This window comes from Leifsonia sp. KNZ12-8B (assembly GCF_056755495.1).
Genome location: NZ_JBPGXM010000034.1, coordinates 1 through 22140 on the forward strand (window position 1 = coordinate 1; position 22140 = coordinate 22140).

The 22140-nt window shown below is 72.6% G+C and carries 25 protein-coding genes; 6 read left to right on the forward strand and 19 right to left on the reverse strand.

Annotated elements, in window-relative coordinates:
- From ACR9ZG_RS07420 to ACR9ZG_RS07430, 3 genes are all read right to left on the reverse strand, one after another.
- On the reverse strand, positions 1-1111 hold a 1111-nt coding region (locus ACR9ZG_RS07420; RefSeq protein WP_481284184.1), incomplete at its 3' end, for a DUF8173 domain-containing protein.
- A 146-nt stretch (positions 1112-1257) separates the two neighbouring features.
- A complete protein-coding gene (locus tag ACR9ZG_RS07425) occupies positions 1258-1929 on the reverse strand; it encodes a response regulator (protein ID WP_481284185.1) in 672 nt (223 codons plus the stop codon).
- A 24-nt stretch (positions 1930-1953) separates the two neighbouring features.
- Positions 1954-3633 (reverse strand): GAF domain-containing sensor histidine kinase, encoded by a 1680-nt coding sequence (locus ACR9ZG_RS07430; RefSeq protein WP_481284186.1) that lies wholly within the window; start codon positions 3631-3633, stop codon positions 1954-1956.
- A 193-nt stretch (positions 3634-3826) separates the two neighbouring features.
- Between ACR9ZG_RS07430 and ACR9ZG_RS07435 the strand changes: the two genes are divergently transcribed.
- Positions 3827-4753 carry a universal stress protein gene (locus ACR9ZG_RS07435; RefSeq protein WP_481284187.1) on the forward strand — a complete coding sequence of 309 codons (927 nt, stop codon included), beginning with the start codon at positions 3827-3829 and terminating at the stop codon, positions 4751-4753.
- Here ACR9ZG_RS07435 and ACR9ZG_RS07440 read toward each other — a convergent pair.
- The 8 genes from ACR9ZG_RS07440 to ACR9ZG_RS07475 all read right to left on the reverse strand — a co-directional run bounded on the left by ACR9ZG_RS07440 (position 4738) and on the right by ACR9ZG_RS07475 (position 10731).
- Positions 4738-5325 (reverse strand): flavodoxin family protein, encoded by a 588-nt coding sequence (locus ACR9ZG_RS07440; RefSeq protein ID WP_481284188.1) that lies wholly within the window; start codon positions 5323-5325, stop codon positions 4738-4740. The two genes, ACR9ZG_RS07435 and ACR9ZG_RS07440, sit on opposite strands and share 16 nt — an antisense overlap.
- A 71-nt stretch (positions 5326-5396) precedes the next feature.
- Complete coding sequence (locus ACR9ZG_RS07445; protein WP_481284189.1) at positions 5397-5864, reverse strand: FMN-binding protein; 468 nt, start codon at positions 5862-5864, stop codon at positions 5397-5399.
- Complete coding sequence (locus ACR9ZG_RS07450; RefSeq protein WP_481284190.1) at positions 5861-7240, reverse strand: ferredoxin reductase family protein; 1380 nt, start codon at positions 7238-7240, stop codon at positions 5861-5863. Before ACR9ZG_RS07450 ends, ACR9ZG_RS07445 begins: the two co-directional genes overlap by 4 nt.
- A gap of 137 nt (positions 7241-7377) precedes the next feature.
- On the reverse strand, positions 7378-8088 hold the full coding sequence (locus ACR9ZG_RS07455; RefSeq protein ID WP_481284191.1) for an ANTAR domain-containing protein: 711 nt from the start codon (positions 8086-8088) through the stop codon (positions 7378-7380).
- Complete coding sequence (locus ACR9ZG_RS07460; RefSeq protein WP_481284192.1) at positions 8085-8762, reverse strand: GAF and ANTAR domain-containing protein; 678 nt, start codon at positions 8760-8762, stop codon at positions 8085-8087. Before ACR9ZG_RS07460 ends, ACR9ZG_RS07455 begins: the two co-directional genes overlap by 4 nt.
- Positions 8763-8837: 75 nt before the next feature.
- Positions 8838-9227: a DUF7882 family protein gene (locus ACR9ZG_RS07465; protein ID WP_481284193.1), complete on the reverse strand. Its 390-nt coding sequence runs from the start codon at positions 9225-9227 to the stop codon at positions 8838-8840.
- 18 nt (positions 9228-9245) lie between these two features.
- Complete coding sequence (locus ACR9ZG_RS07470) at positions 9246-9620, reverse strand: hypothetical protein (RefSeq protein WP_481284194.1); 375 nt, start codon at positions 9618-9620, stop codon at positions 9246-9248.
- Positions 9621-9627: 7 nt separating this feature from the next.
- A complete protein-coding gene (locus tag ACR9ZG_RS07475) occupies positions 9628-10731 on the reverse strand; it encodes a fatty acid desaturase family protein (RefSeq protein ID WP_481284195.1) in 1104 nt (367 codons plus the stop codon).
- A gap of 118 nt (positions 10732-10849) precedes the next feature.
- Here ACR9ZG_RS07475 and ACR9ZG_RS07480 point away from each other — a divergent pair, with 118 nt between their 5' ends.
- A complete protein-coding gene (locus ACR9ZG_RS07480; protein WP_481284196.1) occupies positions 10850-11845 on the forward strand; it encodes a diacylglycerol/lipid kinase family protein in 996 nt (331 codons plus the stop codon).
- Positions 11846-11886: 41 nt separating this feature from the next.
- Positions 11887-12054 carry a hypothetical protein gene (locus tag ACR9ZG_RS07485; RefSeq protein WP_481284197.1) on the forward strand — a complete coding sequence of 56 codons (168 nt, stop codon included), beginning with the start codon at positions 11887-11889 and terminating at the stop codon, positions 12052-12054.
- Between the two features lie 311 nt (positions 12055-12365).
- Here ACR9ZG_RS07485 and ACR9ZG_RS07490 read toward each other — a convergent pair whose 3' ends face one another.
- From ACR9ZG_RS07490 to ACR9ZG_RS07510, 5 genes are all read right to left on the reverse strand, one after another.
- Positions 12366-12647, reverse strand: a complete 282-nt coding sequence (locus ACR9ZG_RS07490) for a hypothetical protein (RefSeq protein WP_481284198.1) — start codon at positions 12645-12647, stop codon at positions 12366-12368.
- An 898-nt stretch (positions 12648-13545) separates the two neighbouring features.
- On the reverse strand, positions 13546-14640 hold the full coding sequence (locus ACR9ZG_RS07495) for a fatty acid desaturase family protein (RefSeq protein WP_481284199.1): 1095 nt from the start codon (positions 14638-14640) through the stop codon (positions 13546-13548).
- Positions 14641-14794: 154 nt separating this feature from the next.
- Entirely contained in the window at positions 14795-15637 is an 843-nt protein-coding gene (locus tag ACR9ZG_RS07500; RefSeq protein WP_481284200.1) for a class I SAM-dependent methyltransferase, read from the reverse strand.
- Entirely contained in the window at positions 15634-16296 is a 663-nt protein-coding gene (locus ACR9ZG_RS07505) for a TetR/AcrR family transcriptional regulator (protein WP_481284201.1), read from the reverse strand. Before ACR9ZG_RS07505 ends, ACR9ZG_RS07500 begins: the two co-directional genes overlap by 4 nt.
- Positions 16297-16328: 32 nt before the next feature.
- Positions 16329-17570 (reverse strand): MFS transporter, encoded by a 1242-nt coding sequence (locus tag ACR9ZG_RS07510; RefSeq protein ID WP_481284202.1) that lies wholly within the window; start codon positions 17568-17570, stop codon positions 16329-16331.
- A 54-nt stretch (positions 17571-17624) separates the two neighbouring features.
- Here ACR9ZG_RS07510 and ACR9ZG_RS07515 point away from each other — a divergent pair, with 54 nt between their 5' ends.
- Positions 17625-18005, forward strand: coding sequence for a MerR family transcriptional regulator (locus tag ACR9ZG_RS07515; RefSeq protein WP_481284203.1), 381 nt, complete (start codon positions 17625-17627; stop codon positions 18003-18005).
- Positions 18006-18041: 36 nt separating this feature from the next.
- On the opposite strand, the gene ACR9ZG_RS07520 is transcribed toward ACR9ZG_RS07515, so the two are convergent.
- Positions 18042-18638, reverse strand: coding sequence for a dihydrofolate reductase family protein (locus ACR9ZG_RS07520; protein ID WP_481284204.1), 597 nt, complete (start codon positions 18636-18638; stop codon positions 18042-18044).
- A gap of 98 nt (positions 18639-18736) precedes the next feature.
- Between ACR9ZG_RS07520 and ACR9ZG_RS07525 the strand changes: the two genes are divergently transcribed.
- Entirely contained in the window at positions 18737-19201 is a 465-nt protein-coding gene (locus tag ACR9ZG_RS07525; protein ID WP_481284205.1) for a hypothetical protein, read from the forward strand.
- A 16-nt stretch (positions 19202-19217) separates the two neighbouring features.
- Here the strand turns inward: ACR9ZG_RS07525 and ACR9ZG_RS07530 are convergent, their stop codons facing one another.
- Positions 19218-19562, reverse strand: a complete 345-nt coding sequence (locus tag ACR9ZG_RS07530) for a hypothetical protein (protein WP_481284206.1) — start codon at positions 19560-19562, stop codon at positions 19218-19220.
- A gap of 383 nt (positions 19563-19945) precedes the next feature.
- Between ACR9ZG_RS07530 and ACR9ZG_RS07535 the strand changes: the two genes are divergently transcribed.
- Complete coding sequence (locus ACR9ZG_RS07535) at positions 19946-21562, forward strand: ABC-F family ATP-binding cassette domain-containing protein (protein WP_481284207.1); 1617 nt, start codon at positions 19946-19948, stop codon at positions 21560-21562.
- Positions 21563-21612: 50 nt separating this feature from the next.
- On the opposite strand, the gene ACR9ZG_RS07540 is transcribed toward ACR9ZG_RS07535, so the two are convergent.
- Positions 21613-22140, reverse strand: a complete 528-nt coding sequence (locus ACR9ZG_RS07540; RefSeq protein ID WP_481284208.1) for an N-acetyltransferase family protein — start codon at positions 22138-22140, stop codon at positions 21613-21615.

Genomic DNA, 22140 nt, shown 5'->3' on the forward strand with positions numbered 1-22140 from the left:
GTGCGGCGGCCGGCGCCGGCGTCCCTCCGGCCAGCGGGTCGGGTCGTGGCGCGACGCTCCAGGGGCGCAGCCGTCGCAGGTGCAGGAGCTCCGCGCCGAGACCGAAGAACACCATCGCGAGCCAGACCAGGATGTTCAGCCAGGGGATCTGCAGCGCGACGATGAGGATGAGCCCGCCCACGAGCGAGATCAGCACGGGGTGGTGCACGCCGCGGAGCACGAGCCGGCCCAGCCAGTACGCGCTGACGAGGAAGGTCGCGAGCGTCAGCCCGAGCCAGATCAGCATCCCGGCCAGGGCGAGCGGGGCGCCGATGACGGTGACGAGCAGGAACAGCAGGGCGAACGGCACGACGATGGCGGCCACGAAGCCGACCAGGAGGGCGCGCCAGGGCGACGGCATCAGCTCGTCGGTGACCCGGTGCAGCCAGCGCGGGACGAGGAGCCCGGCCACGACGGTGATGATGCTGAGCGCGATCAGCGCGTAGAGGACGCCGAGGAGCCACCCCAGCACGACCGCCCACGGCGAGATCTCGACCCGGGGCGACTGCTGCGGCTGCACGTGGTCGACGGTCCCCTGCACGGCGCCGTCGGTGATGCGGGCGGTCGTGCTGCTGGAGTACGTCACGTCTCCGCCGACCGTCCCGTCGATCCGGAGGTCGCCGACGCTCGCCATCACGTCTCTGCCGACGTCACCCCCGATCCGGATGCTGCCGGCGGCGGCGACGATGTCGTCTCCGACCGTGCCTCCGTCGGGCACGAGGAGATTCGCGGCGAAGACCGTGCCGCTGCGACCCACGTCACCGCTGATCGTGACGGACTGCCCGGCGACCCGGACGTTCCCCTCCACGGTGCCGCTGATGACGACCGTCTGACCGGCGGCGATGACGTCGCCGCGCACGTCCCCGCTGATCGTGATGGTCTGCGCGGCGGCGTACACGTCGCCGTCGACGGTGTCGGAGACGTCGACGGCGGTTCCGCTGTAGAAGTGCGGCCCGTTGTCGTCGGCCGTCTGGCCGTGCGGGAGGGCGGAGGCGCCGGTCCCGAGGAGGAGGAGGATTCCGGCGATCGCCGCCGAGGCGACGAGACGACCGGGGTGCGATCGGAGGCTCATGGTGGACTTCTTCCTGTGCGGGGCGGACCCGCGAGGTCACTGCCCCTCGCGATCCGGTCTGCGTGCAGGGTAGGCAGGCCGGTCTGCCGTGCGCGCGGGGCTAAAGTCCCTTCGCGGCGGCGGGGGGCCCAGACGATGCCGGCGTCTCAGCGCGGTGCGTCGTGCTCGATCTGGAGGACGGCGGCCTGCGTCCGCCGTTCGAGGCCGAGCTTCGCCAGCAGGGAGCTGACGTAGTTCTTCACGGTCTTCTCGGCGAGATCGAGGTGCGCGCCGATCTGGCGGTTGGTCAGACCCTCGGCGATGAGGCCGAGCACCTGCCGCTCGCGCAGGCCCAGCGCGGCGAACCGGGGGTCGTCGGCCGACTCCGTGAGCTGCGACGACACGCGCGAGGCCATCCGGCTGTCGATCAGCCGCCGGCCGCGCGCCGCGGCGCGGATGTCGTCGAGGATCGCGCTCCCGCGGACGTCCTTCACCAGGTAGCCGTCGGCCCCGGCGATGACCGCGGCGCGCAGGGCGTCGTCGTCGTCGTAGGCGGTGAGCATCAGGCAACGGACCTCCGGCTGGTCCTGCTTGATGTGGCGGCACACGTCGATGCCGCTGCCGTCGGGCAGCCGCACGTCGAGCACGGCCACGTCCGGCCGGACGGCGAGGATGCGCGCCCTGGCCTGCGCGGCGGTGGCGGCCTCCCCGGCGATCTCGAGGTCGTCCTGGGCGTCGATGAGGGCGGCCAGCCCGCGCCGCACGATCTCGTGGTCGTCGACCAGGAAGACCCGCACGGCGCGGCTGACGGCGGGGGCGGGCTCGGTCTCGCTGCTCATCGTCGCCTCCTCATCGCCGCCTCCTCATCGCCGCCCCGCCGGGACGGGCAGCCGGAGGAGCAGCCGCGTGCCGCGCGGGGTCGTCTCCACGTCGAGGGCGCCGCCGCGCCGCCGCGCGCGTTCGGCGAGGTTGGCGATCCCGCTGCGGTGCGACGACCCGGCCATGCCGTGCCCGTCGTCGGCGACCGCGACGTCGATCCGATCGGGCGACGCGTCGACGCGGACGGAGGCGGTGCGCGCTCCGGCGTGCCGGACGACGTTGGTCAGCGCCTCCCGCACGAACGCCGCGATGTCGTCGGCGGCGTCCGGCTCCGCGATGATGTCCAGCGGGCCGGAGAAGGAGACCGTCGCGGGCTCGGGCAGGATGCCGCCGACCTCGTGAACGACGTCCAGGAGGCGATGACGGAGACTGCTCCGGTCGCTCTGCTGGTGCGACAGGGCGAAGACCGCGGTCCGGATCTCGGCGATGGCCTGATCGATGGCGGCGACGGTGCCGTCGATGCGGTCGGCGATGCGACCCGCGCCGACCGCGGACTCGATGCTCTGCAGCTCCAACCCCGCCGCGAACAGCTGCTGGATGACGTGGTCGTGCAGGTCGCGGGCGATCCTGGCGCGGTCCTCGAGCAGCAGGGCCCGCTGCCGCTCCGCGCGCGCGGTGGCCAGCTCGCCCGCCAGCGCGGTCTGACGCACCAGGCCGACCGTGCGCTCCAGTTCGAACACGGTGAACGGCGGTGCCCCCGCCCGCCGGACGGCGACGAGGACATCGATGCCGCGGTCGTGCACCGGCACGGGTGCGAGCAGTGCAGGACCGGACTCCCGGGCCGTCCGTGTCGTGACCGGGAGCGCGTCGAAGCGGGCCGGCTGGGCCCCCTCGATCGCGCTGCGGATCTCGTCGGCGTCGGCCGCGGCCTCGGCCAGCGGCCACGCGCCGTCGGAGGCCGCCCTGACGCTGGTCCTGCGGTGACCGTCGCCGGCCAGGATGAACGCGGCGTCGGCCTCGAGGAGGCCGCGGACGCGGGCGAGGAGCTCGGTGCGGGCCTCGCCGGACTCGCCGCCGAGGATCGACGCGGTCAGCTCGGCGGCGGAGGCCGTCCAGGCCTGCCGTGCCGAGGACTCCGCGTACAGGCGGGCGTTGTCGATCGCGAAACCGGCGGAAGCGGCGAGCGACGTGATGAGCTGCTCGTCGTCGTCGGAGAAGCGTCCCGACGCGGGGTCCGTGAGGTACAGGTTCCCGTAGACCGTGTCGCGGACCGTGACCGGGACGCCGAGGAAGGCGGTCATGGGCGGGTGATGCTCCGGGAACCCGGCCGAGCGCGGATCGGCCGAGATCGCGTCCAGCCGGATGGGCCGCGGATCGTCGATCAGGGCGCCGAGGAGACCGTGGCCCTCCGGCAGATGCGCGATGCCGGCCGCCTGCTCCTCCGGCATGCCGACGTGGATGAACTGCTCCAGGCCTCCGCTCTCCGCGATGACACCGAGGGCGCCGTAGCGGGCGCCGACCAGGTCGACGGCCGCCTCGACGATGGTGCGGAGCACGACGGGCAGGTCGAGATGCGAGACGACGGCGCGATGCGCGCGGACGAGCGCCCGCAACCGGCCCTGGGTCTGCAGGACCCTGCCCGCCTGTTCGACGAGGTTCTCCAGCGCCGTGTCGAGGTCGGCGCGCGGGGCGTCGGGGAAGGTGATCGGTTCGTCGCCCTGCATCGCCCGCGCCCCCCTTCGGCCGGCATGCGGCCCGCGCACGCGGCGGGGACCGCCTTCCGGGGGAGTGTAACGCCGGGGCGCGCGGCGTGCACCCCTGTTCGGCGGGGCAGAGCCGGGCACCGCCTCCCACCCGCGGGACCTAAGCCTCTTCGCCTGCCGCCGCCCGCCGGTGAGACTGCCGGCGGAGGTGCCCATGGACATCCGGAGGGTCATCGTCGGGGTCGACGGCTCTGTGCCGTCGCGGGCGGGCATCCGCTGGGCGGTCGGCCGGGCGCGGCAGCGGGGTGGTGAGGTCGTGCTGGTGCACGTCGCCGACGACGAGTGGGGCGCGGTCGGTTCGGAGCTGAGCGACGAGGTCGACGCGGGCGCCGGGGGGCTGCTCGCGGCGGAACTGGCCTACGCCCGCGGCCTCGGCGCCGACGGGCCGATCACGGGCGAGCTGCGCGCGGGCAGCCCGATGGCGGTCCTTGCCTCGTACAGCACGGGCGAGGCGATGCTGGTGGTGGGAACGCACAAGACCGGGTTCCACTACGGGCGCGCTTTCGGCTCGCGGAGCCTGCAGCTGGCGAACCTCGCCGTCGGACCGGTGGCGGTCATCCCGGAATCCGAGTCGCGGCTGCGGCACGGGGTGGTGGTCGGCGTGGACGACACGGCCGCCGGTCGCGCGGCACTGGACCTCGCGGCCGACCTCGCCTGCGACCACCGGTGCGAGCTCGTGGCCGTCCGCTCCTCGACGGCGCCGGCGGCGGCCGAGCCGGCCCTGGACGACGAGCTGAGGGACTGGCAGACCCGGCGCGACGACGAGGCGCGCGCCCTGCTGGTGACCGTCGCGGAGCAGGCCAGGCGACGGCAGCCCGGCATCGCCATCCGCACCCGCGTGGTGCGCCGCCCGCCCGGGGTCGCGCTCAACGAGATCGCCCGCGGCGCGGAGCTGCTTGTGATCGGCGACTCCCGCCGCGAGGAGCCGACGCGGGGAGGGCTCGGCGGGGTGGCCTACGAGGTGCTGCTCAACGTGTCGTCGCCGACCATCGTGGTGCACGCCCCGCCGGCCGCAGCGGCGGCGCAGCCCGGTCAGGCGACGCTGCGCGATGAGGAGGGCGAGGCTCACGCCGGCGGATGACCTGCGCGATCACCCGGTCCGCCGGCGTGATCGCCACGAGTACCGGGAGCGATGCTGCGTCCCCACTCCCTGGCATGGTCGAGCTGTCCGGGGAGCAGGCGGCTGTCCTTGTCGACCAGGAAGCTGCGCCGGCGCCCGGCCGGGCGCGACCCGAGCCGGGTGAGCCGCTTCTCGATCCGGGCGGCGGCGGAGCCGGTGAACAGCTCCGTCATGTCCGCCCTCGTGTCGAAGGCGATGAACGTCGGCGGCAGCTGACCGCATGTCTCGGTCCATTCGCGGACGCCGATGCCTTCAGCATCGGGTTCGAGGGTCAGGTCGCGGGCCGGGTCGTCCGCCCACGTCGCCGCCTCCGACCGCGTCGCCGGGCGGCTCAGCCCGTGGACGTGCGTCGGTGCGCCGACGAGGAGCAGATCGGCGTCCGGGAACGTCTCCGGCGCGTCCTTCACAGGCATCACGGTGACCGTGGTGGTCGGCCGCATCCCCTGGGCGATCGCCTCGGCGACCTCGCGCGTGCACCCGAACATGGATTCGTAGACGATGACCGCCCGTGCGGTCGGCGTTGTGTCGTTCATGCCGCGACTCTGGCGCGGCGGAGCGTCCCCCGGCCAGGGCCGAAGGTCACGGTTCGCCGTTCACGCCGGCCTCAGCGCTGGTCGATCGCCGACTGGACCGACTGCATGTAGCCCTCGGAGGTGTAGGTCGCGCCCGACACCGTGTCGATGTTCGCGGACTGCGACGCGAGCACCTCCTGCTCGAGCACGGGCAGCGCCCGCTGGTTGATCTCGACGTCGCGCCCGTCGCGGTCCGGCGACTGGAGGGTGTCGACGGCCGTGATGGTGCCGCCGGAGAACGTCACCTGGACCTGCACGGCGCCGTACCGTGTCTGCACCGCGGAACCGGTGATCTCGGTGGTGCCGGAGGACGCGGAGGACGACGGGGTCGGCGTCGCGGCCGTCGACGAGGACGCCCCTGGAGTCGCGGTCGACGTGATGGACGTCGGCGCGCTCACCGCCTCCTCGCCCACCCCGTACAGCTTCAGACCGACCGTCGCGCCCATCACCACGAGGATCACGGTGAAGAGGACGGTGCCGCGCCAGGATCGATTGCTCATGACATGCTCAGTTCTTCTCGGTGGATGAAACGCTTCGGCATCCGCAGCTCGCGGAGGGACCGCTCGACCCGGTCCGCCATGCCCTCCGGGCCGCAGACGAACGCCTCCCAGTCCTGGAGGTCGGGGATGATGCGGCTGAGGGAGCCCGGCCCGAGCGGGTCGTAGCCCAGTTCCTCGCGGCGCCCGACCAGCGGCACGACCGCGACGCCGGGCATCGCCTGCAGCTCGCGGAGCAGGGCGAGCCGGCCGGGCGAGCTCACGCGGTAGAGGACGACGGGCTGCGCGCCGCGCATCATCAGCTCCTCGGCCAGGGCGCGGATCGGGCCGATTCCCGCCCCGCCCGCGACCAGCAGGATGCGCGCCCGGCTCGCCCTGTCCGCCGTGAAGTGGCCGAAGGGTCCCTCCGCGAACACGAGCGTCCCGGGCTGGAGCCCCGGCAGTCGTCCGGAGTGGTCGCCGAGCGCGCCGACGGTGATCCGCAGGTGGCCGTCGCGCGGCACCGCGGAGATCGAGTACGGGTGCGCCGTGCCGAGGTGTCCCCGGCGGAGGAAGCGGACGAGGAGGAAGTTGCCCGCCCGCACGCCCATCCGGTCGACCCGCGGCCCGGTCAGCCAGACGCTGTTCACGCCGTCGCTCTCCGGCACGACCGCGACGACCCGCATCCTCCCGCGCCAGGCGTCGGCGGTCGGGAGGATGAACCGCCAGGTCAGCGCGGCCGCCGCGGTCCCGAGGTACAGGGCGATCCAGAGGATCCGGTTGATCGGCTGCGACACGAAATGGGCGCCGCCGCTGAGCTGGTGGAAGAAGGTGAGGAAGATCGCGACGTAGGTGGTGACGTGCAGCCAATACCAGACCTCGTACGACAGCCTCCGCCGGATCAGCCGCGCGCTGCTCAGCCCCACGACGAGGAACGCGATCGTGCCGACGAGCGCGGTGATCATGTCGGGGTAGGACTGCAGCACCGACACGAACTCGTCCCACGGCGGGTTGCTGTCGGCGAGCTCGCCGCCGACGACGATGAACACGACGTGCGCGATCACCAGGAACAACACGGACGCCCCGAGCGAGCGATGCCACGACACCAGCCGGTCGAGGCCGACCGCCCGCTCGAACCACGGCACGCGGGCGATCAGCAGCACTTGCGCGCAGACGAGGTAGGCGCCCACCATGCCGCTCAGCTCGCCGAGCGAGGTGGCCGCATCGGCGGGCGTCGCGGCGAAGCCGGCGGGCACGCTCACCCACCACATCCCGAGCACGCCCAGCACGCCGAGCACGAGCGCGGTGCGGACGGCCACCCCGCCGCGGCGGAGCCGGGCCGTCGTGGTGCCTCGGCGGGTGCGGCGAGCCGGGGCCGGGAGGGTGAGCGTCTGGTCCATGGCATCCACGATGCCGACCCGTCCTGTGGCCGGTGCGTGCGGCGCCTATGGGGCGGCCGTATGCGGTCTATGAACTCCCGGGCGACCGACGAGCGCTTCCGGCGACGGGCTTCCGGCGACGGGGCGACGGGCGAGGCTCAGAGCTGCAACGTGCGCTGGACGACCGCCTGCGCGACCGCCGAGAGGCGCGTCTGGTGCGAGCGCGCGTACTCGCGGATGACGACGAACGCCTCCTCCACCGAGATGTTGCGCGTGTACGCCACGACCCCCTTCGCCTGCTCGATCACCACGCGGCTGTCGAGCGCCGTCTGCAGCTGGCGGCGCACCATGCTGCTCTGCGCCAGCGTGCGCTCGTGCAGGATGCCGATGGTCGCGACGTCCGCGAAGGCCCGTGCCGCGATCAGATGGTCGTCGTCCAGCTCCCCGGTGTCCTCCCGGAGGAGGTTGAGGGTGCCGATGGTCTGCTCCCGCAGGCGCATCGGGACGGCGTCCACGGCGTGGAAGCCCAGGGCGAGCGCCTTGTCGCGGAAGGCGGACCACTCCTCCGGCGCCTCGCGGATGTCCGACAGCGACACCGGCCGCCCGGTGCGGAAGCACTCGATGCACGGCCCCGCCGACGCACCGAGCTGCATGACCTCGACGAGCCGGATGGCCTCGCTCGTGGTGGCGACGACGTCCAGTTCGCCGTTCTCGTCCGCGAGCAGCACACCCGAAGCGGTCGCGCCGAGGAGGGAGTTGGAGGTCTCGACCAGGGTCTGCAGCAGCTCCACGACGTCGTAGTCGTCCACCAGGGTGTCCGCCAGCCCGGCGAACGCCTGCAACAGCTGCTGCTCCCGCGTCTCCGTCACGACGTCTCCCCGGCGTCCTGATCGGGGGCGGAGAAGTCGATGCGGCGCTCGAGCACATCTCTCGCGACGTCCATCATGGAGCGGTTGCTCGCGAACGCGTGCGCCTGGAGCACCATACGAGCATCGTCCGCGCTGATCCCGAGCTGCGCCAGGACCATCCCGGTCGCCTGGTGGACGATCTTGCGCGAGTATGGGCTGCCGTCCTCCGCATAGTCGTCGGCGTCCGTACCGGCGGCCTGGAGGGCGCGCTGCAGCACCTGACGGGCCGTCGCGTCCGCGAGCTCGGCCGCCTGCTTGGTCTGGCCGGCATCGAGGACGAGCGGGCCGTGCGAATACATGTCGACCGCCCCGATCTCGAGCGGGCCGACGAGCAGCGGGAAGGCGAACAGTGCTCCCACCCCCTCCGCCAGCACGGCCTGGGTGAAGACGGGCCACGACGTGCCGCGGGCGGCACGCAGGTCCGGATGCAGGACGGGGCGCCGCAGCCGGAGGGCGTCCCAGCACGGCCCCTCGCCGAGGTCGAACTGCATCTCGTCGAGCCGCGCGGCCAGCGGGTCGCTCGCCGCCACCGTCTGGGTGCCCAGGAGCTCTCCCAGCGTCGACACCGCGGTGCCGGTCACCGGGAACGCGCGGACGAACCGGCGCGCCAGGTCCTCGGCCGGACCGGTGTCCACGGGGGGACCGCCTTCACCGCTCATCCGTCACGCCTCGTCTCGCCCACATGTCCCACTGTACGGCGGCCGCGCTCGTCAGCCGTGGCTGCGCGCGGGCACCCTCCGCTGGGGTGCGCCGACGGCCGCGTTCTCGATGTCGGTGTCGGGTGCCAGCGGGTGTCTCGCGGTCAGCAGACTGTCCTCCGTCATGACCACCATCCCCCGGGTGCTGTTGGCCGCCGCCGTCAGCGCCTCGATCCACTCGGGGTTGATCTTCGGGAACCGGCTTCCGCTGAACTTGAAGTAGAGGTTCTGGGCGGGATGGATCCAGACGGAGCTGTGCCCGTCCCCCACCTCCGGCGCGTCCCGCCACGCCATGAAGAAGCTCTCCCCGCGGCGGATCTTGGACGCGATCACGATCTGCAGGTGTGCGAGCAGGCGATCGTCGAACTCGATCAGCACACCGTCGTACTGCAAGGAACCCATCGGCCGCTCCTTCCCGATTCATCCCCCAGGATGCTCGCCGTCGCTGTCGAAGTACAGAGCCAGATCGGAGTCCAGCCGTCGCAGGTCGCCGAGCTGCTCGGGGGTGAACGGCAGCGCGCGCGTCAGCCCGACGGACGAGGAGCGGTCCAGCAGCTCGATGACGGTGGCGGGTTCCTCCAGCTCGTCCGCATCGGTGTCCAGGGTCTGCGCCGACACCTCCACCATCCAGCCCACCAGGAAGCGCGCGCGACGGTCGCTCCCGCCGGCGATGACAGGGATGTCGACCACCTCCACGCGCTGGGCGTTGGCGCTGGCGGCGGCGAGCGTCAGCACGGCATCGGCCAGTTCGGAGCCGGTGATGTACCCGCCGAGCCGGGTGGACAGGGTCTTCATGAGCTCCTCATCTCTCCGGTGGCGTCGCGCCGGTGTGGAGGCCCGGGGTCTGGCGCAGTTCCAGCAGCGGGCAGCTGAACGGGTCCTTGTCCCCGAGGCCGACGCGGTTGATGTGCCGGGTCACGATGGCGTACGACCGCAGCAGCCCGGTCTCCGTGTAGTGCACCCCGTGCTCCTCGCAGTACGCGCGGATCGTCGGCGCCGCCTGGCGCAGATGCGGCCGGGGCATCGACGGGAACAGGTGGTGCTCGATCTGGTAGTTGAGCCCGCCCATCACGGCGTCCAGCACCCGGTTGCCGCGGATGTTGCGGCTCATCAGCACCTGCCGGCGCAGGAAGTCGAGCGAGACACCGTGCGGCACGAGCGGCATCCCCTTGTGATTCGGGGCGAACGACATCCCCATGTAGAAGCCGAAGAGGCCCAGCTGCACCGCCAGGAACACCGCGGCCGTGCCCGGCGACAGCACCCACAGCACGAGCCCCAGGAAGCCGAGGATCCGGATCGCCAGGAAGGCGATCTCGACGGGCCGCCGCTTGACCGGCTCGCGGGCGAGCACCCGGCGCACGCTCGACGCGTGCAGCGACACCCCCTCCAGCAGCAGGACCGGGAAGAAGAACCAGCCCTGGTGCCCGATCAGCCAGCGCAGGACGGCCGGCCGGTTCGCCGCCTGGCGCGGGGTGAATGCGATCACCGGCAGCTCGATGTCGGGATCGGCGCCCTCCTGGTTGGGATTGGCGTGGTGCCGCGTGTGCTTGTGCTGCCACCAGCCGTAGCTCATCCCGATGAACAGGTCGCCGACGACGAGGCTGACCCAGTCGTTCCAGCGGCCGGACCGGAAGATCTGACGGTGCGCGGCGTCGTGCCCGAGGAACGCGATCTGGGTGAAGAGGACGGCGAAGGCGGCGGCCGTGAACAGCTGCCACCAGGTGTCGCCGATCAGGACGAACGCGGCCACGAGCGCGCCGGTGAGCACGGGCACCAGCGCGAGCCTGGTCCAGTAGTACCCGTACCGGCGCCGGAGCAGCCCGGAATCGCGGATGACGGCGGCCAGCGCGGTGTACTCGCCGCTCGAAGGCGGGCGGGTGGGCCGAACAGCAGAGACTTCGGACATGGCCGCACCCCTTAGACATCGAGTGGCGTCGGGGTCCAGGCCGCCTGTGATGTCATCGTACGCTCGTCCGCCGCAGCCTCACCTGTGAATTCGGCCCTCCGCGCCGTATGGTCGTCGCATGGCTGGGGAAACGGGGAGGGCGGAGGCGGCCCTGCCGGTCGCCGCCGTGGTCTACAACCCCGTCAAGGTGCCGGTCGGCGCACTCCGCGACGCGGTCGCCGCGGCGGAGCTGGCGCACGGCTGGGGACCGTCGCTCTGGTTCGAGACCGGACGGGACGACGGAGGGGCGGCGGCGACGCGGGCCGCGATCGCCGCGGCGCCCTCGGTCGTGCTCGCAGCCGGCGGGGACGGCACCGTGCGCGTGGTGGCCGAGGAGCTCCATCCGACCGGCATCCCGCTGGCGCTCCTGCCGGCCGGGACCGGCAACCTCCTGGCGCGCAACCTGCGTCTCACGCTCGACGATCTGCCCCACGCGGTCGGCACCGCGTTCACGGGTGTCGAGCGGGCCGTCGACATCGCCGTCGCCGAGTACCGCACCCCGGAGGGCGCGTCCCGCCGGCAGACCTTCGTGGTGATGGCGGGCATCGGCCTGGACGCGCACATGGCCGCGAACACGGACAGCGCCCTCAAGCAGCGGTTCGGCTGGGTCGCCTACGCCCGTCCCATCGCACGGTCGGTGCTGACGGGGAAGCGCATCCCCCTCCGGTATCGCGTCGACGGCGGCCGGGCGCATGCGCTCAGCGCCCACACCGTGATCGTCGGCAACTGCGGCACCCTGACCGCGAACATCCTGCTGCTGCCGGACGCGGTCGTCGACGACGGGCTGCTCGACGTCGTGGTGTTCCGTCCGCGCGGCGCCATCGGCTGGGCCGGGATCGGGTCACGGCTGGCGACCAACGGCCTGTTCACCCGCAGCAGACCCGGGCGGTGGCTGATGCGCACGGCGCCCGAGCTGAAGGCCCTCAACTACCTGCAGGCCTCCCGCTTCGAGGCGCGCTTCGACGGCCCGCAGGAGCTGGAGCTCGACGGAGACCCGATGGGCCTGGCCACCGCGGTCCGCCTGTCGGTGCTGCACCGCGGGCTCACGCTGCGGGTTCCGCGCTCGACGGCCTGAGCCCATCGCCACGGCCGCGATTCGCGCGTAGCGTGAACCGCATGTTGACAGTGATCGTGATCCTTCTCGTGGTGTGGGCGATCCTGGCCGTCGTCGGCTTCGCGATCAAAGGCCTGCTCTGGCTGGCCATCATCGGCCTCATCCTGTTCGTCGGGACGCTGATCTTCGGCTTCGTGCGTCGTAGCGCGAACCGCAAGAAGTCCGTCTGACGCGGGGCTGATCCGGCATTGCGCCGGTCGCGCGCCGGTGACAGGATGTCTGCAGATCACCCCGGACCCCGGTGATGCTGTCCCCGAATCCTTCGGCGCATCGCTTCGGCCTGGCCCGGATGACCGTCGTTTCGGGTACGCCGCCATCCGGGTCCAGGCACCGGGTGCGCGCCCACGATCGTCTGTGGCGTCATCGGAGCCGCCGCGGGCAGTGGAGGTGGCAGCCTTCACGCGAGGGGGCTGGTGGCCCGACACCGGCCCCCTTCCCTCTGCTCACGTTCAGGTCGCGTCACGTTCAGGTCGTCTCACGTTCAGGTCGCCGGGTCGATGCCCACGAAGCGGAGGCCGCCCATCATGATGTACTCGGAGATCAGCAGGTCGGCCGCATCCTCGCCGACGTCGATGTCGTAGGCGATGACGATCGAGACCGCGGTCTGTGCGGTGATGCGCACGGGCATGTCCTCGTCCGCGAAGACCAGGACGATGTCGACGAAGCGCCGCTCGGTGAGCAGCCCGGGCAGGATGCGCGAGAGACACGCGAGCGAATGATCCTCGACCGGGTACCCGGCATGATCGACCTGCAACGTTCCCACCGAGCGCCTGCCTCACGGATTGACGGATGATCCCGTACCGCGTGTCAGCGCGACCTGCCCGAGCGTACGCTCAGATCCGCGGGAGGGAAGGCTCGGGCGCTCACCGTCCGCCCCGACGTTGGGCGCACGTCCAGGTTGGGCGGTCTCCGTAGTCATCCGACTCCCCGAGGCGTAGCGTGAGCATGCGGGCTCCTCCGAGGCGTGTCTCCGCCGGCCGGTGGTGCTGATTCCGGGGTTCCCCGCACTGCTGGTCGCTGCGCGTCGGCCAGGGAGGTTTTGGCCATGTCGGATGATCTGTTCCCTGAGGATTCGGCCGAGCAGACCGAGCGCCGCATCGAGAGGGCCTGGCAGTCGCTGAGGTCCACCCGCCGGGATGACCCGGACAGAATTCAGAAGGCGCACGACGCCTACCTGTCGGATCCGTCCGATGAGGAGGGGTCTGGGCGTTCTGGACCGCTGGAAGGCAGATCGTACCCAGTCTGACATGGGGCGGTGAACTGCGGTTCCCAGCGGGGGCGGTGGCGAGTGCGCATCGGTTCCGATGCACGCTCGTCGTCGTCCCGCAGTCGCGGACGAGGAGGGGCATCCCGTGAATGACATCGAGGACCCGGCCGGGCAGAGCGGCGACGCGGCCGATCGCGGCACGCCTGTGCCGCCCGAGGGTGAGGACGCGGAGGAGCGGTGGGATGACGAGGGCGGTTCGACCGGCCTCGACGCTGCGCTCGCGCCCGACCTGGCCGCCGAGACGCGGAGGCGCCGGTGGGATGCGGAGCACGCTCAGCACTGGCACACCAGCCGGTACACGGCCGCTACGCGTGCGCGAGCCGACGAGGAGCCCGCGCCGTCAGACCCGCCGGAGCGTCCAGACCCGCCGGAGAGCCCAGACCCGGCGGAGCGTCTAGACCCTGCGGAGAGTCTGGGCGGCGGGGCAGTCGAACGGGTCGCGCGCGGCGAGTCCGACCCGGTTGAGGTAGCGGATGACGATGCCGTATGAGGCCGTGAGCCCGGTCTCCGTGTAGGGGATGCCGTGGGTGGCGCAGTGCTCGCGGACGAGTTCGCGGGCGCGGCGCAGGTGCGGTCGCGGCATGCTCGGGAAGAGGTGGTGCTCGATCTGGTGGTTGAGGCCGCCCATGAGCGCGCTCATCCTCCAGTCGCCGCGGATGTTGCGGGAGGTCAGCACCTGCTTGTTGAGGAAGTCGACGCGCGAGCCGGCGGGCAGGATCGGCATGCCCTTGTGGTTCGGGGCGAACGAGGCCCCCATGTACACGCCGAACACCGCGAGCTGCACGCCGAGGAACGCGAACGCCATCCCGACCGGCAGCATGAGGAACACGATCGCGAGATAGACGGAGAGCCGGAGCCCGATGGCGACGAGCTCGGTGGTGCGGCGCTCGACGGGTCCGCGGCTGAGCAGCGACCGGATCGACGTGATGTGCAGGTTCACGCCCTCGAGGAGCAGCAGCGGGAAGAAGAGGTAGCCCTGCCGGCGGGTGATCCACGCGAGCACGCCGCGCTGCCGGGCCGCATCCTCCTCGACGAACGAGATCGTGTCGAAGGCGATGTCGGGATCCTTGCCGACGGTGTTCGGGTTCGCGTGGTGGCGCGTGTGCTTCGTCATCCACCACTGGTAGCTCATCCCGACCAGCCAGGTGGTGACGAGCCGCCCGGCGCGGTCGTTGACCGGCCCGGAGGCGAAGACCTGGCGGTGCGAGGCCTCGTGGGAGAGGAAGGCGAACTGGGTGAGGATCAGCCCGAGCGCCCCCGCGATCAGCAGCTGGAACCAGGAGTCGCCGAGAAGCACGAACCCCACCCCCGCGGCCACGAGTGCGACGGTGAGCAGGGCGAAGACGGCGATGTAGAAGCCGCGGCGGCGCTCCAACAGCCCTTCGCTGCGCACGCGGGTCAGGAGCTCGTTGTAGGTGCTCGTGACCGGCGGCCGGGAGGCGTCGCGCGGTTTGGTGCGCAGGACGGGGCCGAGGGTGGGTGCGGTCATTGCTTCCTCCGCTGGTGTGCGACGACTTCCCAGCCGAGGATGTGGGCGGATCGCCCGAGATAACGCCAGCGTAGGCCGCCTTGCTGGGGATTGGCAGTGCCGCGGGTGCGCGCGATGCGCCGGGATGGCGCCGGGCCGCGGGGGTGTGGACGCCTCAGAAGGTGAAGCGGAGCACGCCCAGATCGCTGCGGTCCGCGAGCCGCGGGAACGCGTTCATGGTCCGGATCGCCGCCCGCACACCGCGGGGCATCCTGTCGACGTACGGCGAGCGGCTGAGCATGGTCCGCTCCGCCAGCCGGAGCCGGGGATGCCAGCGTTCCGGCTCGCGCGGGTCGTCGAACGCGGTCCCGGCGGCCGTGTCGATCCCGAGGTCGCGGATGGCCTTGACGCGGGGCATGAGCGACCTGGCGAGGGTGGTGTAGCCGTTCATGACGAGCTCACCGGCCGCGGCCCGCTCGACCAGGCGGTGGACGACCCGGCGCGAATCCTCCGGGTGCAGGAACGGGAAGAAGCCGTCCGCGAGGATCGCCAGCGGCCGGTCGTCCGGCAGCGCGCCGATCCAGTCCGCGGAGGTCGCGTCCGCTTCGAGCTCGCGGTGGTCGGCGCGCACCTCCCGCCGTTCCGGCAGCCTTCTGCGCAGGGCCATGATGCCGGGGAGGTCGAGATCGAACCACGAGGAGCCGGCGGGCGGATCGACGCGCTGCGCCCGGTCGTCGAGTCCGGAGCCGAGATCGAGCACGACGCCGTCCGGGTGTGCCGTCAAGAAGGCGCGGCACGCGTCGTCGATGAGCCGTCCGCGGGTCGCCACGTTGGCCGCCTCCTTGCGGGGGAGGCCGAAGTGCGCCCAGTCGACCGTCAGGCTGTCCACCACCACCCGCGACCACTGGTCCGCGAGGATCGGCGTGGCGCTCGCGGCGTCGCGTGCGCGGCCGAGGATGGGCAGCAGCGCGGAGCGCTCGGCCGGCGACAGGTCGGTGGGGACCGCGAGAGGGCTCATCGGGTGCTCCCGTCCGTGAGGGATCCGGGCAGCGGCTCGCGCCGCGGCTCGCGCCGCTGCTCCCGTTGCGACCCGGGAACCAGGACGGCCGCCACGGCATCCTCGACGAATATCGGCGCCTCGGCGAGGAGCGCCGTGACCAGTTCCAGCACGAGGGCGAGGTGGCGCTCTGGAGCCGCTCCCTCCCGGAGCCAGCCCCGGGACGCGGCGTGGCGGAACCACTCCGCGATCTCCTCGGCGGCCGGGTCGGCGGCCGGGGGACGGGCGGCGCGGAAGGCGGCCCAGCCCGCGGCGCGCTCCCAGGCGAGGATGCGCGCTGCGTCGGGATGGCCGGCGAGGAAGCGCGCGGTCGCCCCGGCGAGGTCCCGGACCATCGTCGCGAACTCCGCGCGGTCGGCCGGTGCGGGCCGGCCCACCGTGATCCCCGCCCTGGTCGCGGCGGCCTCCTGGGCCACCTGCGCGAGCACGGCGCGGTAGAGGCCCTCCTTGTCGCCGAAGCGCTGGAACAGCAGGGCACGGTTGAGGCCGGAGGCGGCGCTGATGCGGTCGACGCGCGCCCCCTCGAAGCCGTGCGCGGCGAACTCCTCGGTCGCCGCGGCCAGCAGGCGGGCCGTCGACGCCGCCGCGTCGCGCCGTCGTGCCGGGGCGGGTGTGCTCACGGGGACCTCCCTATTACTAACTAACAGGTTAGTTATAACAGTGCGCGTCCGTCATGTCGAGAGCGCCCGGACCGGTGGTCCCGGCGACGGATCGTGAGCGCTGCGATCGCCACGAACGAGGCTGTCGTGAGGGAGAAGGCCACGAGGCCGACCGCCCCGAGGCCGGTGCTCGCCATCAGCCCGCCGCCCAGGGCGGAGCCGGCGGCGATCCCGACGTTGAGCACGACCACGAACAGGCTCGTCGCCAGCGGCCGGAATCGCGGTGACGCCGTCCGCGCGACGCGCGCCTGGAGCACCGGGGGCAGTCCGCCGATCCCGAAGCCGATCACGGCGGCGCCGGTGGCGGCGAGCGGCTGGGGGAGTGCGGAACCGGGCGCGACGCTGAGCAGCAGCACGCCGATCGGAACCGTCGCCACCAGCACGAGCAGGGCGGCGACCGGGAAGCGGTCGCTCAGCACCCCGCCGAGGACCAGGGCGACGGCGCCTGCGATCCCGGCGGCCAGCAGCACGCCGCTGGCCGGTCCCGGCTCGATGCGGGCGGCCCCGAGCGCCGGCACGATGTAGGCGTAGAGGGTCATGTAGCCGGTGAGGAGCAGGGCTCCGGCCGAGAGGAGCGCGCCGACCGGGATCGCCGTGCGGTCGAGCTGCCGGGCCCGGGCGTCCGTGCGGCCGGCGCCGTCGAGGCGGGGGAGGCTCCTGGCCAGCACGAGTGCGGAGACCAGGAGCACGCCGGCGGCTCCCACGAAGGCCCACTGCCAGGCTCCCGCCGACGCCAGCGCCGCCCCGGCCGGCACGCCGAGGACGGACGCGAGCGTTCCGCCGCCGAGGACGATCGCCATCGCGCGGCCCAGCCGCTCCGGCGGAACCAGGGTCGGGACGTACGCGAAGACGACCGACCAGGACACGGCCGCCGCCAGCGCCGACACCACGCGGGCCGCGACCGCGACGGCGAAGACGGGCACCGCCGCGACGACGAGGGTCGCGGCGGCGAACAGCAGCAGGGATCCGATCAGCAGCGTCTTGCGCGGGACGGCGCGGGTGGCGCGCACGGCCGGCACGGTCCCGACCACGATGGTCACCGCCCAGACCGACACCAGGGCGCCGATCGCCGCCGGGTCCACGTCGAGCGTCGACGACATCCCGAGGATGAGCGCGGGCGGGAGCAGCTCGGTGCTCACCGATGCGAAGAGGGTGAGCCCGAGGCCGAGCAGCAGGAGTGCCCTGCCGCGGGCGGCCGGGGGAGAAGAGGAGGCGGTTGCCTGCGATGCGGTCATGCCCGTACCGTAAACATTGACATCAATGTGAAGGTCAAGCGGATGGGGGCGGACGTGAAGATCGGGGAGCTCTCGCGCCGGACGGACACCAGCACCCGCCTCCTGCGCTACTACGAGGAACAGGGCCTGCTGGCGTCCACCCGCTCGGTCAACGGCTACCGCGACTACGCGGAGGCGGACGTCGCGACCGTGCTGCAGGTGCGCGGCCTCCTCTCGGCCGGCCTGACCACCCGGCTCATCCGCCTGCTCATCGACATGGAGGGCGTGCGCGGCACCGTGTCGGCGGCCCAGTGCACACGCACCGTCGCCGGCGAGGTCGCCGACGAGCTCGCCAGGGTCGAGGAGCGCCTGCGCTGCCTGTCGCAGAGCCGCAGCACGATGCGGGAGTGGCTGACGTCCGCCGGGTACGAGGAGCTGTTGCCGAAGCCGGCCTAGCGCGGAGGCGGACGCCGCCTGCGCCGAGGGTCGCGCTCAGGCGTAGGCCGGCCGCCCGCCCACGCGGTACGTCAGCGCGACGATGCCCGTGCCGAACACCCGCGAGTCGGTCAGGTCCAGCGCGAAGTCGAGGCCGTCCTGCGGGAACACGCGCTCGCCCTCGCCCACGATCAGCGGGAACTGGAGCAGGTTCAGCTCGTCGACCAGTTCGTTCTCCAGCAGCCATCGCGCGAGCGCCACGCTGCCCACGACGAGCAGCTCGCCGCCGGGCTGCTCCTTCAGCTCGCGCACCCGGGCCGCGACATCGCCGGAGATGACCGTCGTCGGCTCCCACGTCGGTGCGGTCACGGTCTCGGACACCAGGTACTTGGGCCGGGAGCTGATCGCCTCGCCGAATCCGCCGTCGTCGCTGCGCGCGCCCCAGTACGTCTCGAACAGGCTGTATGTCTTGCGTCCGAGCAGGAACGCGTCGGGTCGTCGCCAGGTGTCGAGGATGTACTGCACGGCCTCCGCGTCGTTGAGGGGCAGCGCCCAGCCGCCGCGGGTGAAACCGGGATCCATCTCCTCGTTGGTGCCGCCGTTCGCCTGGGCGACGCCGTCGAGCGTGACCTGGAGGCTGATGGTGAGCTTCATGGGGCGCCCCTTCTCTTCGTCGCGGCTGAGGCTATTGGACGACGGCAGCTCCGACAAGACCGTCACGCTCGGCGGCCGGAGCCGGTAGCGTGCCTCCCATGAACGCCCGTCGGCGCGCGCCCGCGATCGCAGCCGCGGCGGCCGTCGTCGCCGTCGCCGTCGCCGTGGTGCTGTGCGGGTGCTCGTCGATCGTCGAGCGCTCGTATCCGGCCGACCCGGGAGGCGCCGTGGTCCCGTCGACCGCGCCGGGCGACGTCGGGCTCCCCGAGCCGGACCTCGGTCCGCGCGCACACTGGGTGGACGGCGGGCGGCTGCTGGCCGTCACGCTCGGCGGTTCGTCCAGCTGCCCGACCGAGCCGAAGGCGCTCTCGGTCGAAGCCCACGACCTCCTCGCCGTCGAGGTGGAGCGCGCCGGAGGCTTCTTCGGCGCGTGCACCGCCGACCTGCGGTTCACCACCTACGAGGTGACGGTGCCGGACGGGCTCTCCCGCACGAGCCCCGTCACCGTGTCGATCGACGATTGCGCGCTGGAACTCCCGCCCCGCGACGCCACCGGTCGCTGAGCGGCCGGCCCTCCGGTCAGGGAGACCCGATGAAGGACCCCGCCCACGAGTACCCGGGCACCGGGTCCTGCGACGGCACCGGCTCGTCGAAGCCGGGGTTCGCCTTGCCGGGCAGGCTCTGCGGCGCGACCGCGCGATGACGCCGCACGGCCGCGACGATCGCTGCCGCGCATCCGCCGAGCAGGAGGACGCCGCTCGCGACCAGCAGCCAGCCGAGCGGTGACCCCGCGGTCAGCAGCAGCACGCCGTAGGGGACGGTCAGCCAGGCTCCGGCTCCCGCCGCCACCGCCAGCACCACCAGGCCGGCCACCCGCCGACGTCGACGCTGCTGGGACTCGTACTCGACCATGAGTGCGTTCATCGCGCCACCCCCTTTTCCGCACTCTACTCGGACAACGCGCGTGATGGCCATCGTCGCTATAGTCGAGCTGTGGAGATCGAGGTCGACAGACTGTAGCCACCGGGCGACCGGTGGCTGACCAGACGCAGCATCCCGTGCCCGGGTGGATCCGCCGGATCCCCGGCACCGGTCGCCTCCTGCTCGTGCCACCGCGTTCCGCCCGCGATGTTCGGCGCCCGACCCGTTCCTCTCTCGGAACCCGCGGTCGGACGTCGTGATCCCTCCGGCCGACCTCTCGCACCGACCTCTCGGCGCACCCGGACGACGGCGCTCCGACGGCGCTCGCTCGCGGCGGCGGCCGGCCTCCCCTCGACGGCCCCTTTGCGGGCGGATCGGAATCGACCATGCCGAACCCGGCAGCAGTGACCCTCCACGACCTCAGCTACACCTGGCCCGACGGGATCCAGGCGCTCGACCGGCTCAACGGCACCTTCACGACCGGGCGCACCGGACTCGTCGGCCGCAACGGAGCCGGCAAGTCCACCCTCCTCCGGCTCATCGCCGGTGAGCTCGCCCCGACGACGGGCCGCATCGACACCGTCGGAGACGTCGGCCATCTCCGGCAGGCGATCACCCTGCAGAAGGACACGACCGTCGCCGACCTGCTGGGCATCGGGCCCACCCTCCGCGCTCTGCGAGCCATCGAGGGCGGCGATGCCGACCCGGCGAACTTCGACGCCGTCGGCGACGACTGGGACATCGAAGCGCGTGCCGCGCGGAGCCTCGAAGCGATCGGCTTCGACGGCGACGGCCTGGAGCGGCGTGTCGGCGCGATCTCGGGGGGCGAGGCGATGCTGATCGCCGTGTCGGGCCTCCGTCTGCGCCGAACCGCGATCACCCTCCTCGACGAGCCCACCAACAACCTCGACCGGGGTGCCAGGGCGACCCTGGGCGAGCTGATCGCGGACTGGCCGGGGACGCTCATCGTCGTCAGCCACGACCTCGAACTCCTCGAGCGGATGGACGCGACCGCCGAGCTGCACGCCGGCCGGCTGGACGTCTTCGGCGGTCCGTACAGCGCCTGGAGGGAGCACCTCGATCAGGAGCAGGCCGCCGCGATGCAGGCCGCCCGGTCCGCGCAGCAGGCCCTGAAGGTCGAGAAGCGGCAGCGCGCCGAGGCCGAGACCAAGCTCGCGCGCCGCGAGCGCACGGCCGCGAAGACGCAGCAGGGCGGCGGCATCCCGCGGATCCTGGCCGGAAACCGGGCGAGCAGGGCCCAGGCGTCCGCCGGCGCCATGCGCACCGGCATGGACGACAGGATCGCCACGGCGCAGGCGGCCGTCGACGCCGCGGACGCACGCGTGCGGGACGAGGAGCACATCCACCTGACGCTCCCGGACCCGGACGTGCCCCGGGGCCGTCGCATCGCCGAACTCCGTGACGCGACGCAGTCGATCATCATCCAGGGGCCGGAGCGGGTGGCCCTGATCGGCCGCAACGGAGCCGGGAAGTCCACCCTCATCGGGCGCCTGCTCGACCGCACGGACGGCGGGCGCGCTGTCGTGCCGGACGGCACCCTCCTCACCGACCGGGTCGGCTACCTGCCGCAGCGCCTCGATCAGCTGGACGACGCGAGAAGTGCGGTCGAGAACGTCCGGCGGGTCGCGCCGGAGACGCCTCCCGGCGAGATCCGCAACCAGCTCGCCCGGCTCCTGCTGCGCGGCGGCGCGGCGGAGCGCCCGGCCGGGACGCTGTCGGGAGGCGAGCGGTTCCGCGTGCAGCTGGCGATGCTCCTGCTCATGAGCCCGCCGGCGCAGCTGCTCGTCCTGGACGAGCCGACCAACAACCTCGACATCGCGAGCGTGGAGCAGCTCGCCGAGGCGCTCGACGCGTACCGGGGCGCTCTGCTGGTGGTCAGCCACGACCACCGCTTCCTCGAACGGATCGGGGTGGATGCGGTGCTCGAGCTTCCGGGCGACGGTACGATCCACCGCCACGGCGGGCTCGGGGACGCCGGGTGACCTGGACGCCGGGTGACCTGGACGCCGGGTGACCTGGACGCCGGGTGACCTCACCCGGCCCGGAGCGCCCGTCCCATGACGGTCATGTCCTGCCCCAGCCTCCCCAGTTCGCGCCAGCCGAGCGAGCGGTACAGCGACCGCGCCGCTATCGCGTCGTCCCGCACGCTCAGCAGGGCCCGATCCGCCGCCGATCCGTCGACCAGCGTGGTCAGGAGCAGCCTCCCGACCCCCTGTCGCCGGAAGCGCGGCGCGACGATGAGCTCGACGATCTCGAGGTGCCCGCCGATCCAGTCGGCTGCGACGTCCGGCAGCGCGCTGGCCACCGCGTCGGACCAGTACTGACCGCGGTCGCCGAGGTAGGCCCACGCCAGCCCGGCGGCGCGGTCATCGCTGCGTGCGACGACCAGCTGGAATCCGGGCCGCGTGCGGTGGCGGTGCCAGAGGCCGTCCCGCCAGTCCGCGAAGTCCGGTCCTGGCGGGTATTCCGAGGCGTAGAAGGAGTGGACGAGTCCCGCCTGCCCGGCGGCGCCGTCCGCGCCGTAGGTCGTCAGCTCCACCGGGTCATCATCGCATCGCAT

Coding starts and splice junctions, on each gene's coding strand:
- ACR9ZG_RS07425 (WP_481284185.1), bottom strand. CDS start 1,929: ATGAGCAGCGAGACCGAGCCCGCCCCCGCCGTCAGCCGCGCCGTGCGG.
- ACR9ZG_RS07430 (WP_481284186.1), bottom strand. CDS start 3,633: ATGCAGGGCGACGAACCGATCACCTTCCCCGACGCCCCGCGCGCCGAC.
- ACR9ZG_RS07435 (WP_481284187.1), top strand. CDS start 3,827: ATGGACATCCGGAGGGTCATCGTCGGGGTCGACGGCTCTGTGCCGTCG.
- ACR9ZG_RS07440 (WP_481284188.1), bottom strand. CDS start 5,325: ATGAACGACACAACGCCGACCGCACGGGCGGTCATCGTCTACGAATCC.
- ACR9ZG_RS07445 (WP_481284189.1), bottom strand. CDS start 5,864: ATGAGCAATCGATCCTGGCGCGGCACCGTCCTCTTCACCGTGATCCTC.
- ACR9ZG_RS07450 (WP_481284190.1), bottom strand. CDS start 7,240: ATGGACCAGACGCTCACCCTCCCGGCCCCGGCTCGCCGCACCCGCCGA.
- ACR9ZG_RS07465 (WP_481284193.1), bottom strand. CDS start 9,227: ATGGGTTCCTTGCAGTACGACGGTGTGCTGATCGAGTTCGACGATCGC.
- ACR9ZG_RS07470 (WP_481284194.1), bottom strand. CDS start 9,620: ATGAAGACCCTGTCCACCCGGCTCGGCGGGTACATCACCGGCTCCGAA.
- ACR9ZG_RS07475 (WP_481284195.1), bottom strand. CDS start 10,731: ATGTCCGAAGTCTCTGCTGTTCGGCCCACCCGCCCGCCTTCGAGCGGC.
- ACR9ZG_RS07480 (WP_481284196.1), top strand. CDS start 10,850: ATGGCTGGGGAAACGGGGAGGGCGGAGGCGGCCCTGCCGGTCGCCGCC.
- ACR9ZG_RS07485 (WP_481284197.1), top strand. CDS start 11,887: ATGTTGACAGTGATCGTGATCCTTCTCGTGGTGTGGGCGATCCTGGCC.
- ACR9ZG_RS07495 (WP_481284199.1), bottom strand. CDS start 14,640: ATGACCGCACCCACCCTCGGCCCCGTCCTGCGCACCAAACCGCGCGAC.
- ACR9ZG_RS07500 (WP_481284200.1), bottom strand. CDS start 15,637: ATGAGCCCTCTCGCGGTCCCCACCGACCTGTCGCCGGCCGAGCGCTCC.
- ACR9ZG_RS07510 (WP_481284202.1), bottom strand. CDS start 17,570: ATGACCGCATCGCAGGCAACCGCCTCCTCTTCTCCCCCGGCCGCCCGC.
- ACR9ZG_RS07520 (WP_481284204.1), bottom strand. CDS start 18,638: ATGAAGCTCACCATCAGCCTCCAGGTCACGCTCGACGGCGTCGCCCAG.
- ACR9ZG_RS07525 (WP_481284205.1), top strand. CDS start 18,737: ATGAACGCCCGTCGGCGCGCGCCCGCGATCGCAGCCGCGGCGGCCGTC.
- ACR9ZG_RS07530 (WP_481284206.1), bottom strand. CDS start 19,562: ATGAACGCACTCATGGTCGAGTACGAGTCCCAGCAGCGTCGACGTCGG.
- ACR9ZG_RS07535 (WP_481284207.1), top strand. CDS start 19,946: ATGCCGAACCCGGCAGCAGTGACCCTCCACGACCTCAGCTACACCTGG.
- ACR9ZG_RS07540 (WP_481284208.1), bottom strand. CDS start 22,140: ATGCGATGCGATGATGACCCGGTGGAGCTGACGACCTACGGCGCGGAC.